This is a genomic window from Melioribacter sulfuriphilus, assembly GCF_052656625.1.
This window is the reverse complement of the sequence record NZ_JBQXXK010000005.1, coordinates 28,225-42,479: the sequence shown is the minus strand read 5'-3', so window position 1 is coordinate 42,479 and position 14,255 is coordinate 28,225. Positions and strand designations below refer to the sequence as shown.

Genomic DNA, 14,255 nt, shown 5'->3' with positions numbered 1-14,255 from the left:
TTAACGCACCGCTGTATATCCTCCTGGCACACCGGTTTTAGATAAGACAAACTGCCAAAGTTGATTTTTTCTTGCTCTGAAGGAACCGGCCGAGGATAGTAAAAAGTATTTCCACATTCTAAAGAATCTTTCTCCGTATTTATCTTTTATCCTGTCCCAGTTATCAATAAAGTTTTTATACCAGGCCATTAAGGTTTTATCGTAGTCAGCGCCAAAGTTGTGTAAGTCTTCAATTACAAACAGTTTTTCCATTGCTTTACTCAACTGTGCTACAGATGGAAGCATTCCATTCGGGAAAATATATTTATCTGTCCATGGATCACCAGCATTGACGGATTTTAAATTTCCTATCGTATGAAGTAAAAACAATCCATCTTCTTTTAAGCACTTTTCTGCAACCTTAAAGTAAGTTTTATAATTTTTGTAGCCGACGTGTTCTATCATTCCGATACTCACAATACGATCATATTTTTCATTAATATTTCTATAGTCGGTTAAGCGAAATTCAACCGGGAGGCCCTCGCACATTTTACGACCGAGTTCAACTTGCTCTTTTGACACTGTAACTCCGACAACCTCAACGCCGTATTTTTCTGCTGCATATTTACCAAATGCACCCCAACCGCAGCCGATATCGAGAACTCTCATTCCGGGTTCGAGATAAAGTTTTTTACAGATTAGTTCGAGTTTATTTTCCTGTGCTTCATCGAGTGTCTTTGCATTTTTCCAGTAAGCGCAGCTATAGTTCATTCTCTTATCGAGCAGATTCCGGAATAAATCATTGCCAAGATCATAATGCCTTTCGCCAATAATAAACGCTCTCTTTACAGACTGCATATTAATGATTTTTGCAAGAGCAAATCTTGCAAGAATAAAAATGCTCCTTTTTATTTTTTCATCGAGTTTAGCAGTTAACACTTTGTAAATGAATGAATCAATTTCCTTAGCGTCCCACCAACCATCCATATAAGATTCACCGAGTCCAAGTTCGCCTTGAGTGAGAACTCTTTTATAAAACTCATCATTATGAACAGTTATATCCCAAGAATTACTTCCGTTAATTTTTATACCAGCATAACCTAAAATTTCTTCGGCGATATTTTTGTATTTATTTTTCAAGTTAATTTTTACTAATTCTTTCAACTATATCTCATCTCTTTTCCACAAAGAATTTAAAATCTGCATAATAATCATCATAATTGAATATATATTTATGCAGTACTTTTATATTTCTCTCTCAACTCTTGAAGCAGCTTCACAAATTCATTTTTATCAGGAAATGAGATTGCGTTCATTTCACATTCTTTACTACAGGCCGAACAGCCGACAACACAGTTATACGGATTGGCTACTATTGTTGATAATTCTCCTTGAGCAAAAACATTATTGGAGCAAAAATCCAAACAGGCGCCACAACTATTGCACAACTCAGGGTCAATTGTTGGGTACCATGGAATTTTTTCGCGCGGTATTCCCATATATGTTTGACCGGCCATAGCTATACCTCCTCAAGAGCTTTCTTAATGTCATTAAAAGCTGTCTCTGTATTCTTGAAAGATATTGAAACTGGTTTCCAGTTATTGTTCATTTGAACATTTGCGCGTTCAAAACCGTCCCGCAATAATTTTTTTTGTTTTTCTTCTTTGCAAGCTGGTGTAATGTAGGCTACATTATCTTTCAATAAATCAGCCAGGAGATTTTCACCGTTCTCTTCGCATAATCTCGGGTGTAGTAACATATAATCGTGCGGCAGCTCAAGACGGATTCTTTCGGCAAGTTCACCGAAGTTAATATCTTTCATACTCGGGCAAGCAAAGCTACATGTACACATTAAAATTGCTTTTTTTCTTTCTTGGTTTTTTGTTGCAGTGTTCATATTGATATTCCTCCCAATTATTAGTGATATACTTTTATTTTTTCTATTAGGATCATAATACTCAATAAATAATTATCATTCATTCTTTAATGCAGAATTAAATTCAGTTTTGTTTCCTCGACTATATTCCTTTTCAGCTCCACAGTTTCCGCAATAACAGATCAGTACTTTACGCTCATCCTTTTATCCCTGCTTTTCAAATTCAAGCGACAACTGAGCTATCATCGTTAAATGCTTTCATATATTCAAAGAACTCTTGTCCACCTGCAATTATTTCTTTTATGATTATATGAGCAAGAAATCATATTTACATAAAAAAAAATATTATACCTCTATCTTAGTTCTTACTTTCATGCTGTCTTCTGTTATTTTTTCAGCCAAGTTAATTATTTCATAAATCCTATCATCTGCTATTTTATAATTCATACGTACACCTTCTTTCCACGCAATTAAAACTCCTGCCTTTACCAGTGTACTCAGATGCCTTGACAAATTTGATTGTTCTAGACCTACTTTCGGAAGAATTTCACAGCCGCAAAGTACCTTTTCTTTTTCTAATAACTTTAATATTCTAATTCTGTTTGGATGAGAAATTGCCGTTAACATTTCTGACATCTTGCTTTCCATTAATAACTTCTCCTTCTTTATATCCAAATATATGCCAATATTAGCATATAAAAAAATAATAAAAATAACGTCATTCTATATTTTTTATCATTATTAAGAAAAAATCTTTCTCAAAATTCCGATTGGACATACATTGCTTATATAATCGATTTTTAATTCCTTTGCTTTTTCAATGGCAGTATTATCAAAGCAGTTTGGAGGGAACCAGATTTTATCCACTCCAATTTCTTTTACAACCGGAACAACATTAATTGTGTTCTTTGGTGCAAGTGCAATCAATACAACATCAGGTTTTTCCGGTAGTTCCTTTAATGATGGATAGCATTTTATCCCTTCAATCTCATCATATTTGGGATTAATCGGAAAGATTTTAAATCCATAATCTTTAAATACACAAACAAGCTCATATCCATACTTCATCACTTCATTTGAAGCACCGACTATGGCGAATGATTTTTTTGATTTAAGAATATCTTCGGCTAACATTATTGATAATCCTTTTAGTCTTTTAACGGAACGCTGATTTAGCAGATTTAGCTGATCCGAACGAATTTTAGTCTGCACCAATCAGCTCAATTGACGTTCTATTTCTTCTTTTTGATTTCTCTCAGATAATTTTTCTGCTGATTGAATTTATTATTAATCATCACAACCGGTGTTTGAAGTTTTTCATTCCGAATATCTTCAAGAATATATTTGTAATGAAAAGATTCAGGTAAAAAAATTTCGGTCAGTTTCATATCAAATATATCCCTCATCCGGGCTTTAAATTTTTCCGAAACCAGTTTCAACATTATATCGCCAGTTGTTTTCGAAACTGCAAGCGCCGAGGGGCATAACGAATATTTTTATGTCAAATTTTTGAGCCCTATTCTAACTAAGCCTCAAAAGATTGCTTCGTCGTTTTACTCCTTTCAGTGGTTGCTTTCATTTCTGTCATTACGGGCGAAGCGAAGTAATCCCAATCTTTATTATCTCAATGCCGGAATTAATAGCACAGAGATATTTGCGTTCCTTACAACATTATGACTCACGCTCCCGACAAAAATTTCTTCGACGAATCCTCTTCCCTGACTACCCATAACAATTAGTGAATAATCTTTTTTTGCTTCTTCTAAAATTTCTTTTGTGGGAATGCCATAAGTAATTTTAATCTCAACATTTGTGGCACCTTTTTCAATAAGAGCTTTCTTTCTCATCTCTAATCGTTCCATATCGATCTTATTGAATTCATCGAGTTTATCTTTAAGATGTTTATCAATTTTGGTTTTATCCTGAACGTGCATTAATGTTATTTTTTTTGCGCCGTATTCAACAAGCTTTTCGAGATAAGTGAATGCTCTAAATGCTGTATCTGAAAAATCAGTTGGATATAAAATTCGTTTTGCAAAATTAGCGCAGGTTGCCTCAACGCATTTTTCACCATTTTTTTCTGTAACAAAAGTTCTTACAACAAGCAAAGGCTTTTTATGGCTATGCAAAATCTCAGAAGTTACACCACCAATTCTGAAAAGAATATGCTGTGCAGCAGTTTCTCCGTGCGTACCAATCACAATAAGTGATACATCTTTTGTTTCAGCATATTTATTAATTTCTTCTGAAGGGATCCCGGGTGCAATTTCAAGTTTTACATTTAACCCCTGATCTTCAAGCATCTTCTTTTGACGGAGTAAATCGGGTTCAGCAATATCTTTTAAAAGATTTTTTAATGACTCGATGTGCCTTACGCCTAACGCGTAGAATAAAATTACTTCCTCTGCACCCAGATTTTTCAATAAGTTTCCACAACTTATAACCGCATCCGATGCCTTCGAAATATCAGTTGCTAATAAAATTTTCTTAAACATTTTTTCACCTTTGCTTAATAATTTTTTACAATTCTTACAGTCAAGTTACAGTAGTGAAATACTTTTTCTTAAAACCAAGAGCAACATTCACAAGCATTATCAAAACAGGAACCTCTACCAATGGACCAATCACCGTTGCAAATGCAGCTGGAGAATTAATCCCAAAGACAGCCACTGCCACTGCAATAGCTAATTCAAAGTCATTGCTGCCTGCAGTAAAAGCAACTGTGGTTGTTTTTTCATACGAAATTCCCTGTTTTTTAACAAAGAAAAACGTGGCCAGAAACATTAGGGCAAAATAAAATGTGTAGGGAATAGCAACTCGTATTACATCAAGCGGAAGTTCGACTATCTTTTCTCCTTTTAATGAAAACATTACAAAAATTGTAAACAATAATGCAACAGGAGTAAGAATTGAAATTTTCGGAATGAATTTAGTGAAATACCATTCTTTGCTCTTTGCTTTAACCAGAACAAACTGGGATATAACTCCGCCGGCAAATGGAATTCCGAGATAGATTAAAACGGTTAGAGCAATTTCCCAGATGGATACTTCAACCAAAGCGCCTTTCATCCCGAAGATTGGGGGCAAAACAGTTATGAATATATATGCATAGACAGAATAGAAGAGAACCTGAAAAATAGCATTGAAGGCAACAAGGCCGGCGGCTAGTTCAGAATCTCCGTTTGCTAAATCATTCCAAACTAAAACCATCGCAATACACCTTGCTAAACCAACTAGTATAACTCCAATCGCCATCTCAGGTTTATCAGGTAGAAAAACTATCGCAAGCAGAAACATTACTAATGGTCCGACAATCCAGTTTTGAACCAGAGATATGCTTAACAATTTTACATTTTTGAAAACTACGGGAAGCTCCTCATATTTAACTTTTGCTAGCGGTGGATACATCATCAATATTAATCCAATTGCAATTGGAATGTTAGTTGTACCTACACTCAAAGAATCCCAAAAGCTCGCAATGCCCGGGAAAATTGATCCGGCCGCTACACCAATAAACATGGTCAGAAAAATCCATAGTGTTAAGTAGCGATCAAAAAATGAAAGCTTTTTTGAAACAGAAGTGCTCATAATTATCTCTTTTTTAATTCTGAAAATAAATTTTTTATGAAATCTTGTTTCCATTCATATTTTTTAACCAATTTTCTAAGGTTGATTTAACCGGAATTTTACCCATCGCCAGAACTTTTCCGTTTACAACTAATCCGGGGGTCATCATTACTCCATAATCCATAAACTTTTCTTTATCGGTTATCTTCTCAATCTTAGCTGGAATATTGTTTTCTGATACGACTTCATTGACAAGTTTTTCCAGCTTAATACAATTTGGACAACCAGGACCAAGAACTTTAATGTCTAGCATATTTATATACTCCTTTTTTTATTAAACAATTGAGCATTGAACGTTGAACATTGAATATTGAGCATTTTCATCCAATACAATCTTCAATAATCAATTAACAATAATCAATTCTCAATGTTCAAGTTGATATTTTTCAGTTGAGTATTTAACAACTATAGATAATCAATTTCTTTTCTTATTGTTTTTAGCAGTTAAAACACTTTTTGCAATAATAGCGATTAATTCTTCTGTCTCTTTAAAGATATCATCAAGTTTATTTATCGGCTTTATCATTTCTTTCTTATAGATAATCTTCAAGGCTGTGCGACATGCTTTTAATTCTTTAAGTACAATTCCCATTTTGTGAATAAAATCATTTCGTGACTCAGCAGCTTGAGCTTCACCATAGTTAAATGCTGGAGAATGACAGGCTCTTATTAGCTGAGCAGCAATATAGTTTCCTGATCTTGAATTGGGTAAAGATTCTACTACATCGATCATTCTGCTGGTAAAATCAACTAAACGATCTTCAAGGTCAAATTTTCTTTTATCCATATAATTTTCTTCTCACAACAAATAGCGTTATTAGTTGAACATTGAGCGTTGATCATTAATCGTTGAATATTGAACATTGAATATTGAATATTGAGCATTTTCATCCAATATAATTTTCAATTCGCTGATAAAATTTTTCAAATTCAGCTTTAATTTCATCTCTTACTCTGCGATAAACTGGCATCACTTCTTCCTCCGTTCCAACAGCTTCAGCAGGATCATCAAAACCGATGTGTAATTGTTTTCCAACTTTTCCGATAAAAACCGGACAGGTTTCCTTAGCATTATCACAAACAGTAATTACATAATCAAAAGATTGGTTAAGATATTTATCAACATTTTCCGGAACACCTTTACTTATGTCAATTCCAACTTCCATCATTGCTTTAACTGCATAGGGATTTACTTTTTCTGCGGGCTTTGTTCCGGCTGAATAAACTTCAAGATTTTTATCAAATGATTTAAGAAATCCTTCTGCCATCTGACTGCGGCAAGAATTTCCTGTGCATAGTATTAGTATTCTTTTTTTCATTAGTTTCCTTTCAATTTGTCTTGCCCGCAAAGACGGGTATATTGATGGATTCCCGCTTTTACGGAAATGATGATTCGCTAAGAGTTAAAATAAAGCTCCATAAATCAATCCGCTTATTGTTGCCATTACAATAACTAATGATACATACACAACCGTTTTCTGTGTACCGATCACACCACGAATAACAAGCATATTCGGTAATGACAAAGCAGGACCTGCTAGTAATAGTGCGAGTGCAGGACCTTTACCCATTCCGCTGTTTATTAATCCCTGAAGTATTGGAATTTCTGTTAAAGTTGCAAAATACATAAAAGCACCGACAACTGATGCAAAGAAATTAGAGAATAAAGAGTTACCACCAACCAAGATTGAAATCCATTCATTGGGAATCAAACCATTGCCATTATTTTGAGAACCAAGTAAAAATCCTGCAACTAAAACGCCAGCACCAAGAAGCGGCATAATTTGTTTTGTGAATCCCCAGGTTTCACCTAGCCATTGATTTGGTTCACCCTCGCTAAAAGTCAATGCTATTGTTGTTGCAACTACAGCCACGACAAAAGTAATTGTCGGGTTATCATAAAAAAGAATTCCCGAAATAATTACAGCTGCTGTTCCTAAAATCACATATATCTTTTTGACCTGAATTATATATATCATTGAAAGAGCAAAACCAAATCCAATGATTGAGGTTATAAACCATTTATTTGAGTATATAAAATACCAGAAACCTTCGGTTGTATCTGCTGGTTTCCCCCAGTTTACAAAAACAAGAATTGCAACAAGAATAAAAAAGTGTAATGCAGTTTGCCATAATGGTCTTGGTTCTTCAACATCTGGCATAGCAAGTTGATTTTCTGCTTTTTCCTTTTCTTCTTTTCTGTAAATAAAGGACATAATCAATCCAATTATCACGCTAAAAGATACAGCACCAATAACTCTTGCAATTCCGAGTTCTAATCCAAGAATTCGTGCTGTTAAAATTATAGCAAGTATATTTATTGCCGGACCCGAATAAAGGAAAGCAATAGCAGGACCTAAACCAGCACCACGTTTGTGTATGCTTGAAAACAATGGCAGAATTGTACAAGAACATACTGCAAGTATTGTCCCTGATACTGATGCAACTAAATATGCTACCCATTTTTTCGCCTTGGCACCAAAGTATTTCACAACTGCTGCCTGACTTACAAATACTGCGATTGTTCCTGCTATAAAGAATGCTGGTACTAGACAAAGTAGTACATGTTCCTGAGCGTACCATTTCGCTAAATCAAGTGCGGCTATTATTGCACCTTTGAAGGATTCGTTTTCAATCGGCATAAAGTAAGCGAATAGAAAGAATCCTGTTATCCACAAAAGGCTTTTATACTGTTCTTTCCAATCCATATTATACCCTTTATTTTATTATGAGCAACAAGATGATGGAGCAGCAAGCTTCGCAAAATCCATCGATATTTCATTACTGATTGCCTCGTTGCATTCTTGAAGAATGCTTTTTAGATTATTTTGTTTTTCTGCAAGTTTAACATTCAGAGGATTGTTTTGAATTTTTGAAGCAATTTCGCTTAATTCATTTATATCTTCCTGCTCTAAAGTTCCATCGTATTGTTTTTCTTGTAACTGACTTGAGAGCAAATAATATTTATCAACCAAGTCATTTATCTCTTTATCATTCTCATAAGCAGATAATGCATCGAGATAATCAATTACCTCAGGCACTGCCTGAAATGACCGGATGAAATTATCGGTAATAAATTTTATTTGATTGTCAATCATTTTTCTTCTCCTATCCGCAGCATCCGCTTGCAGGTTTTGCAAGTGATGCAAAATTAAATTTTAACTTTTCACTTAAGTATGAGTTAACTTCCTGGTAAAATGCAATAAGATCCTGCTGCGATTCATAAAACTCTTTAAGAATCTCGTTACTCATTGCCTTTTGTCTTGCTTCTTCAATCAGCTTTTCATCTTCAGGAGTGAGTGTACCGTAATTAGCTTTCATCTGATAGTCACGAAGCACAGCATTGTATTCCATTGATGATTTTTTTGCCTCCTCACTGAGCCGGAAATTATCTCGTGCTCTTATATATCTCTGGTAAGCTTCTGAATTAAATAATGCTCTACCAAGATTTTTTGAAGACTTAATCAGGTTTTCTTTCACCTGGCGTGTAATTTGATTTGTTTCTTCGTTCATTATTTAGTCCTGACAATTTGTTTGAGTTCGTTGTACGTGGATTGATTCTTCACAAAGGTTGCCGTTAAAAATTATTTCAAGAGCAGCCACAACCGGATCCACCACAGCAACCACTGCTGTTATTTTGAGAGTTTCTTGATTTTACATTCACTGATTGATTGCCAAGAATTGCAAAGCCTCCAAACACCTGCTGAAGATTATCACTTCCACATCGTTCACAATGTAGTTTTAATCCTTCTTCTTTTTCTTTTATTGTTGCTTTTACATCGAAATAGTAACCGCAATCTTTGCAGTGATATTCATAAGTTGGCATTTATTTATTCTCCGTATTTTGATTCTCTTTTTTCTCTACTGATTAAATCATCGGCTAATTTATAAATTTTATTTGTTGGTTTTTCTTTAGACATCTTACCAATTCTAAAAGTCTTTTCGATTTCCTGAATTGTTCATCCAAGTTTAACTGTCTCTGCAGAATGATAACGCAGACAAGGGAGATAATTAACGACGATTGATGCACCTATGGCGATAAACTCTTAAAATTGCGAAATCAGAGGCGAAACAGTTTTTTCCATAAAATTTACTTTTCCGTTTTTTGCTTTATTAATTTTAATAGATCCTGTTCTGGAATAATTCCCACTACACATTTATTATTTTTTCTCAATAATAATCTCTCATTTAATCTTTTTTCGTCATTTAAAAATTGAGCAGTATTCAAATAATTTTTTAAAAAACTAATGAGAGTCTTCTTCTGAGAAGTTTCTTTATTTAGTTTATAGTATACCCACGTACCTTCTTTTTCGGTGGTGAAGAAACCTGCGTTTTTTAAAACAGTGAGTGCTTTTGAAACCGAGTACTGAGGTAATTGTAGTGCATCCACAAGTTCACACACACACAAGTTTCGTCCACTTTTTATAAAAAGATTCATTATTCGAAGACGCGTTTCGTCGGAGAGGGCTTTGAATATTTCAACTATCTTATCCATTAAATTATATGCCATATTTTGCATATAAAAATATGCAAAATAATGCATATAAGCAAATGTAATTTATTTTTGCGTAACTATTGATATATCAATATCAATTTTATTTGTAATCGAAGTGAAGGATAATTATACAGAACTTTGCTCTTCAAAAAGGAAAAGAATTAATAATAACGCGTGTGTTGCCAGCGACGGAAAAACAATATTGTATATGATTTATATTAATTTTTATTACTTTGTCCGCTAAGACGTAAGAGTACGAAAACCAGCCGTATGCTTAAATGCTCCTCTTCAAGGCTATTAAAGAACTACTGACAAAATATACTAAAGCAAATTACTAATCATATTAATACTACAATTCTAAAAGACTTCATAATTCTTTGGGCTATATAATATCAAGAAGTTTTTTTGATAGAATAAAAGTAAGAGAAGTTAGAATTAAGAATTGCTATCGAGCTTAATTTTATATCTTTACTAGTCAACTGAAAAATGCTATCTCCGTTTGGCCAATATAGCACTTATATACTTGCTTAATTTAACGGAATTCATAATTACAATTTACGCACCTGCTTGTTATTATCAGACACTATTTAATCAATATCATTTTTTTTGAAGCAGAAAAATTTCCTGCTTGAAGTTTACAGATATAAATACCACTTGGAAGTGCTCGTCCAGATGCGTTGAAGCGAGAGGCATCATAATGCACTTCGTAATTTCCTTGGGATTGATATTCATTGACAAGAGTTGCAATTTCTTGTCCAAGTAAATTATAAACCTTTAAGGTTACATGAACGTTGCCGGACAATTGGTAGCGGATGGTCGTAGAAGGATTAAATGGGTTGGGATAATTTTGTACCAAATTGAATGTAGCAACCCCGGTTGTTGTTTCATTAACTTTGATCGGTTGCTTAAAAATGAGTTGAGAAAAATAATAAAGGCCATGTTTCCATACTGTCCAATCGTGACCAGCTCCCGAAACCAGAGCGTAAATATGCGGCACATGATGTTGAGTTAGATAGTTATGGGTTTGCTGACTAATATAAAGCAGTCCGTCATTGGTTCCACAAGAAATCCACAGGGCCAATAGGCTATTGGCAGCCGTTTGTGGATCGGGAACAAGTGCTTCAGGTGCTTTTGTATTTGGCGCCGCAGAAAATGCACCCACCCAGGCAAAGGTGTCCAGATGAGCCAATCCAAAATTCAGTGACTGTCCACCGCCCATTGAGAGACCTGCAATGGCTCGGTTTTCCCGACTGGTGTAAACCGGATAATTCGATTCGACGAAGGGAATCAAGTCTTTAAGCAAATCAAATTCAAAAGTCTCGAAAGCTTTAATCTTATCTTGAGAAAAAAGATCACCTGTGGCATCATCATTTACCATTGCACGGCCGTTGGGAAAAATAACAATCATCGGTTCGAGTTTTTGTTCAGCATATAAGTTATCAAGAATATTTTGCGGATTTCCATTATTGTACCACTCTCGTTCATCTCCGCCAATGCCATGCAATAAGTAGAGCACATTGTATTTTTTATCTTGTGAATACCCAGGCGGGGTATAGATTAGGGCTTGCCGATCAACTCCTACTGTGGTCGAATGATAAGTAAATGTGGTGACTTTTCCATGCGCGATGTCCCGTTTATATGAATCATAACCAGAAGGGGGTAATGGGTAATTATTTTCCTGGGCATAACCTACAGAAAAAATTGTTCCGCCAATGATGAAAAATAAAATAGAATAAAGAAAATTTTTGCTCGCCATCTTTTTCCTCCATGGTCAATTAATTTGTAATCAACAGGCAGAAATTGAAATCCAATAGATGATTACCAAATTTTCACCAATAGTATCAGTCTAAGCTGTAAGTGAAAATTTCATTTCTCTTCAAAAACCATCTTGTCAATATTAAAGTAACTACCATCGGCAACAAACTTGAGAATATGAATTCCTTCATCGAGTTTTAAGGTTGTTGTTATTACTTCCCAGTTTTGATATCCTTTTGTATCGGGCGCCGAAATGATATCAGTTATTACCTCGTCATCACATTCTAAATGAAATTTCCCGTTATTCATTGATGATGCCAAATAAAACGATACTTTATAGAGTGAAGACTTTTTTACAGTTACCGTATATGACAGCCATTCTCCTGACTGAATCCATCCTACGTTATAACCACCAGCTAAACATTTCTCAATATCGACACCTTCATCAAGACGGTATTCGCCACCTTCATTTATGTTGTTTTTATCATAATAGGCATCGCCGGCACAACCCGTATCAAAATCTTCTGCTTCGATAATTCCTGGTATAACATGTTCTTTGAAAGGTTCCTGCTTTTTATCGCAAACTTCAATAGACTTCCATGTTGAAGACAAAGGAGAAAGAACTCGTGAGATGCCCACCTTACTCCCATTAATAATAGTGTCATTAATTGATAATAGAACATCAGAAAATTTTTTGTTTGAGATTTTTAGATGTCCATAATAAGTAAGCTCTATTTTCCAGAGCTGATTATCTTTGCCACTGAATTCGGTAAGAGTAAGCTCTTTGCCAGTATCGTCAATAGACAAAACTTTATTATTGCCCCGATTGATAATTTTATAAATACCTTTATCAATCGACTCAAATTTCCATTGATTTTCATAATTTTTTCTTTTGTTTGTCAGAGCCAGGTCAGAACCTAACACCAGGTTACCATAATGATTAGCTGGAACTATGTAATAATGCTCTGAATCCCACAATTCTGCATAATTGTTAAGAGGAGGAATCTTACCGTTGAAACTCAATTTTATTACGTATGCATATTCTTCGAAAAACTCTTCGGGCAATTTTATAAGCAACCCTTCTTCTTGTTGAACATAATCTAATGGCTGATGATTTCCTTTTTCACCATTAATTATTTCAATTGACTTAAGATTTTCAAGGGATATTCTGTTGGAGCCCAATAGTCTAAGCTTAATTTCTTTCTGTTCTTTATCCCATCCAAGCAAAATAGCATAAAGAGTAGTATTGTCTTTCGACTTTGTATAGCGAATATCTTTAGCCGTCCCCTGAGGAGGCGCAATAAACACTCCATGTTCTGCTCCCATTTTTGTTGGTCCTTCGCCATACCAATCCCACGATTGTGTATTGTATATCGCCTCGCCATATTTTTTAAGCCAGGAACCAATTGATAGCAAAATCTCTTTTTGTTCATGCGGAATAGTCCCATCTGCCTTTGGGGAAATATTAAGGAGGAGATTACCATTTTTACTTACTTTATCGATAAGTGAATGTAATATTTGTTTTGCTGAATAATAGGTTAATCCCTCAGTATAACACCAGCTGGAAGCACTAACAGCATCGTCAGAAAGCCAGTAGATATCAGTAAGGTCAGTAGGGCCTCCACGTTCATAATCCAGTAAAGCGCATTTTGTATTTAAGCCATCTTTAAAAGTCGCCACCACTTCTTTATTCCAATCAAGTGCGCGGTTATAATAATATGAAAGGAATTCAAGAAGAACAGGTTGTGAAATGCGATGCAGGTTAAAATCTTGGTAAATAATATCGGGTTGGTAGTTATCAATAATTTCCTTGTGTTTTGCCAGCCATAGTGATTCATTTTTTTCTTTCCCCTGTTGGCCATATAGCATTTGAAGTCTGGGATCATCGGTGTGAGGAACATGTTCATAATATCCAGTAATGTTATATGCGTGATGCATGGAAAGAATCACTTTCATATTTCTTTTTCTTATAGCTTCTGTGAGCAAACCAACTAAATCAAGTTTCGGTCCCATGTCTTTAGCGTTCCATGGATTCACTTTGCTTGCCCACATGGAAAAACCGTCGTGGTGTTCGGCTACCGGTCCGGCAAATTTCGCTCCAGCATCAGCAAAGAGCTGTGCCCATTCTTCAGGATCGAAATTTCCGCCCTCAGATTTCAGTTTCGGTGCAAACTGCACAAAATTGCCTTGTTTATCTCTGGCTCCAAGTATAAAATTGTGATACGGCCATTCAGAGGGATCTCCATAAAACTCGATATGATGTTTATTCTCCGAAGAACCTTTTATGTACATGCTTCGGGGATACCATTCGTTTGAAAAAGCCGGAACAGAGTAAACTCCCCAATGAAAATAAATGCCAAACTTTGCATCCTTGAACCATTCAGGAACAGGATTTACCTTTTCTAAAGATTCGAAGGTAGGTTGAAAATATAACCGCTCATTTTGTTGAGCCCATAAAGAACCTATGAAAAGGAAATAAACAAGCAGTATTTTTTTGTTTCTAAGCATAAAGGCACCTATAAA

General features: G+C 35.0%; 18 protein-coding genes. All 18 read right to left on the bottom strand.

Annotated elements, in window-relative coordinates:
• The 18 genes from cfa to ACUN8G_RS07375 all read right to left on the bottom strand — a co-directional run bounded on the left by cfa (position 1) and on the right by ACUN8G_RS07375 (position 14,240).
• The gene (gene cfa, locus ACUN8G_RS07460; RefSeq protein ID WP_437346383.1) at positions 1-1,143 is read right to left on the bottom strand and encodes a cyclopropane fatty acyl phospholipid synthase; all 1,143 of its coding nucleotides are present in this window, start codon (positions 1,141-1,143) and stop codon (positions 1-3) included.
• Between the two features lie 68 nt (positions 1,144-1,211).
• Complete coding sequence (locus tag ACUN8G_RS07455; protein WP_437346384.1) at positions 1,212-1,496, bottom strand: ATP-binding protein; 285 nt, start codon at positions 1,494-1,496, stop codon at positions 1,212-1,214.
• Between the two features lie 2 nt (positions 1,497-1,498).
• A complete protein-coding gene (locus tag ACUN8G_RS07450; RefSeq protein WP_437346385.1) occupies positions 1,499-1,876 on the bottom strand; it encodes a hypothetical protein in 378 nt (125 codons plus the stop codon).
• Positions 1,877-2,200: 324 nt separating this feature from the next.
• Complete coding sequence (locus ACUN8G_RS07445; protein WP_437346386.1) at positions 2,201-2,503, bottom strand: ArsR/SmtB family transcription factor; 303 nt, start codon at positions 2,501-2,503, stop codon at positions 2,201-2,203.
• Positions 2,504-2,596: 93 nt separating this feature from the next.
• Positions 2,597-2,989 carry a CoA-binding protein gene (locus ACUN8G_RS07440; RefSeq protein WP_437346387.1) on the bottom strand — a complete coding sequence of 131 codons (393 nt, stop codon included), beginning with the start codon at positions 2,987-2,989 and terminating at the stop codon, positions 2,597-2,599.
• Positions 2,990-3,087: 98 nt separating this feature from the next.
• Positions 3,088-3,243, bottom strand: a complete 156-nt coding sequence (locus ACUN8G_RS07435) for a hypothetical protein (RefSeq protein ID WP_437346388.1) — start codon at positions 3,241-3,243, stop codon at positions 3,088-3,090.
• A 231-nt stretch (positions 3,244-3,474) separates the two neighbouring features.
• Positions 3,475-4,350, bottom strand: coding sequence for a universal stress protein (locus tag ACUN8G_RS07430; RefSeq protein ID WP_437346389.1), 876 nt, complete (start codon positions 4,348-4,350; stop codon positions 3,475-3,477).
• Between the two features lie 40 nt (positions 4,351-4,390).
• Positions 4,391-5,443: an ACR3 family arsenite efflux transporter gene (arsB, locus tag ACUN8G_RS07425; RefSeq protein WP_437346390.1), complete on the bottom strand. Its 1,053-nt coding sequence runs from the start codon at positions 5,441-5,443 to the stop codon at positions 4,391-4,393.
• Between the two features lie 34 nt (positions 5,444-5,477).
• Positions 5,478-5,735 (bottom strand): thioredoxin family protein, encoded by a 258-nt coding sequence (locus tag ACUN8G_RS07420; RefSeq protein WP_437346391.1) that lies wholly within the window; start codon positions 5,733-5,735, stop codon positions 5,478-5,480.
• A gap of 162 nt (positions 5,736-5,897) precedes the next feature.
• Complete coding sequence (locus tag ACUN8G_RS07415) at positions 5,898-6,269, bottom strand: four helix bundle protein (RefSeq protein ID WP_437346392.1); 372 nt, start codon at positions 6,267-6,269, stop codon at positions 5,898-5,900.
• Positions 6,270-6,369: 100 nt separating this feature from the next.
• Entirely contained in the window at positions 6,370-6,801 is a 432-nt protein-coding gene (locus tag ACUN8G_RS07410) for an arsenate reductase ArsC (RefSeq protein WP_437346393.1), read from the bottom strand.
• 84 nt (positions 6,802-6,885) lie between these two features.
• The gene (locus tag ACUN8G_RS07405) at positions 6,886-8,190 is read right to left on the bottom strand and encodes a permease (RefSeq protein ID WP_437346394.1); all 1,305 of its coding nucleotides are present in this window, start codon (positions 8,188-8,190) and stop codon (positions 6,886-6,888) included.
• Between the two features lie 18 nt (positions 8,191-8,208).
• Positions 8,209-8,580, bottom strand: a complete 372-nt coding sequence (locus ACUN8G_RS07400; RefSeq protein ID WP_437346395.1) for a YlbF/YmcA family competence regulator — start codon at positions 8,578-8,580, stop codon at positions 8,209-8,211.
• A gap of 10 nt (positions 8,581-8,590) precedes the next feature.
• Positions 8,591-8,995, bottom strand: coding sequence for a YlbF/YmcA family competence regulator (locus ACUN8G_RS07395; protein ID WP_437346396.1), 405 nt, complete (start codon positions 8,993-8,995; stop codon positions 8,591-8,593).
• A gap of 76 nt (positions 8,996-9,071) precedes the next feature.
• Positions 9,072-9,308, bottom strand: coding sequence for an FmdB family zinc ribbon protein (locus ACUN8G_RS07390; protein ID WP_437346397.1), 237 nt, complete (start codon positions 9,306-9,308; stop codon positions 9,072-9,074).
• A gap of 264 nt (positions 9,309-9,572) precedes the next feature.
• Positions 9,573-9,977, bottom strand: coding sequence for an ArsR/SmtB family transcription factor (locus tag ACUN8G_RS07385; RefSeq protein ID WP_437346398.1), 405 nt, complete (start codon positions 9,975-9,977; stop codon positions 9,573-9,575).
• Positions 9,978-10,560: 583 nt separating this feature from the next.
• Positions 10,561-11,733 (bottom strand): alpha/beta hydrolase-fold protein, encoded by a 1,173-nt coding sequence (locus ACUN8G_RS07380; protein WP_437346399.1) that lies wholly within the window; start codon positions 11,731-11,733, stop codon positions 10,561-10,563.
• Positions 11,734-11,843: 110 nt separating this feature from the next.
• The gene (locus ACUN8G_RS07375; RefSeq protein WP_437346400.1) at positions 11,844-14,240 is read right to left on the bottom strand and encodes an alpha-L-fucosidase; all 2,397 of its coding nucleotides are present in this window, start codon (positions 14,238-14,240) and stop codon (positions 11,844-11,846) included.
• Between the last annotated feature and the right edge of the window lie 15 nt (positions 14,241-14,255).

Bases quoted from the DNA above. Each gene is read 5' to 3' on its own strand.
- ACUN8G_RS07455 (WP_437346384.1), bottom strand. From the start codon at position 1,496: ATGGCCGGTCAAACATATATGGGAATACCGCGCGAAAAAATTCCATGG.
- ACUN8G_RS07450 (WP_437346385.1), bottom strand. From the start codon at position 1,876: ATGAACACTGCAACAAAAAACCAAGAAAGAAAAAAAGCAATTTTAATG.
- ACUN8G_RS07445 (WP_437346386.1), bottom strand. From the start codon at position 2,503: ATGGAAAGCAAGATGTCAGAAATGTTAACGGCAATTTCTCATCCAAAC.
- ACUN8G_RS07440 (WP_437346387.1), bottom strand. From the start codon at position 2,989: ATGTTAGCCGAAGATATTCTTAAATCAAAAAAATCATTCGCCATAGTC.
- ACUN8G_RS07435 (WP_437346388.1), bottom strand. From the start codon at position 3,243: ATGAAACTGACCGAAATTTTTTTACCTGAATCTTTTCATTACAAATAT.
- ACUN8G_RS07430 (WP_437346389.1), bottom strand. From the start codon at position 4,350: ATGTTTAAGAAAATTTTATTAGCAACTGATATTTCGAAGGCATCGGAT.
- arsB (WP_437346390.1), bottom strand. From the start codon at position 5,443: ATGAGCACTTCTGTTTCAAAAAAGCTTTCATTTTTTGATCGCTACTTA.
- ACUN8G_RS07420 (WP_437346391.1), bottom strand. From the start codon at position 5,735: ATGCTAGACATTAAAGTTCTTGGTCCTGGTTGTCCAAATTGTATTAAG.
- ACUN8G_RS07415 (WP_437346392.1), bottom strand. From the start codon at position 6,269: ATGGATAAAAGAAAATTTGACCTTGAAGATCGTTTAGTTGATTTTACC.
- ACUN8G_RS07410 (WP_437346393.1), bottom strand. From the start codon at position 6,801: ATGAAAAAAAGAATACTAATACTATGCACAGGAAATTCTTGCCGCAGT.
- ACUN8G_RS07405 (WP_437346394.1), bottom strand. From the start codon at position 8,190: ATGGATTGGAAAGAACAGTATAAAAGCCTTTTGTGGATAACAGGATTC.
- ACUN8G_RS07400 (WP_437346395.1), bottom strand. From the start codon at position 8,580: ATGATTGACAATCAAATAAAATTTATTACCGATAATTTCATCCGGTCA.
- ACUN8G_RS07395 (WP_437346396.1), bottom strand. From the start codon at position 8,995: ATGAACGAAGAAACAAATCAAATTACACGCCAGGTGAAAGAAAACCTG.
- ACUN8G_RS07390 (WP_437346397.1), bottom strand. From the start codon at position 9,308: ATGCCAACTTATGAATATCACTGCAAAGATTGCGGTTACTATTTCGAT.
- ACUN8G_RS07385 (WP_437346398.1), bottom strand. From the start codon at position 9,977: ATGGATAAGATAGTTGAAATATTCAAAGCCCTCTCCGACGAAACGCGT.
- ACUN8G_RS07380 (WP_437346399.1), bottom strand. From the start codon at position 11,733: ATGGCGAGCAAAAATTTTCTTTATTCTATTTTATTTTTCATCATTGGC.
- ACUN8G_RS07375 (WP_437346400.1), bottom strand. From the start codon at position 14,240: ATGCTTAGAAACAAAAAAATACTGCTTGTTTATTTCCTTTTCATAGGT.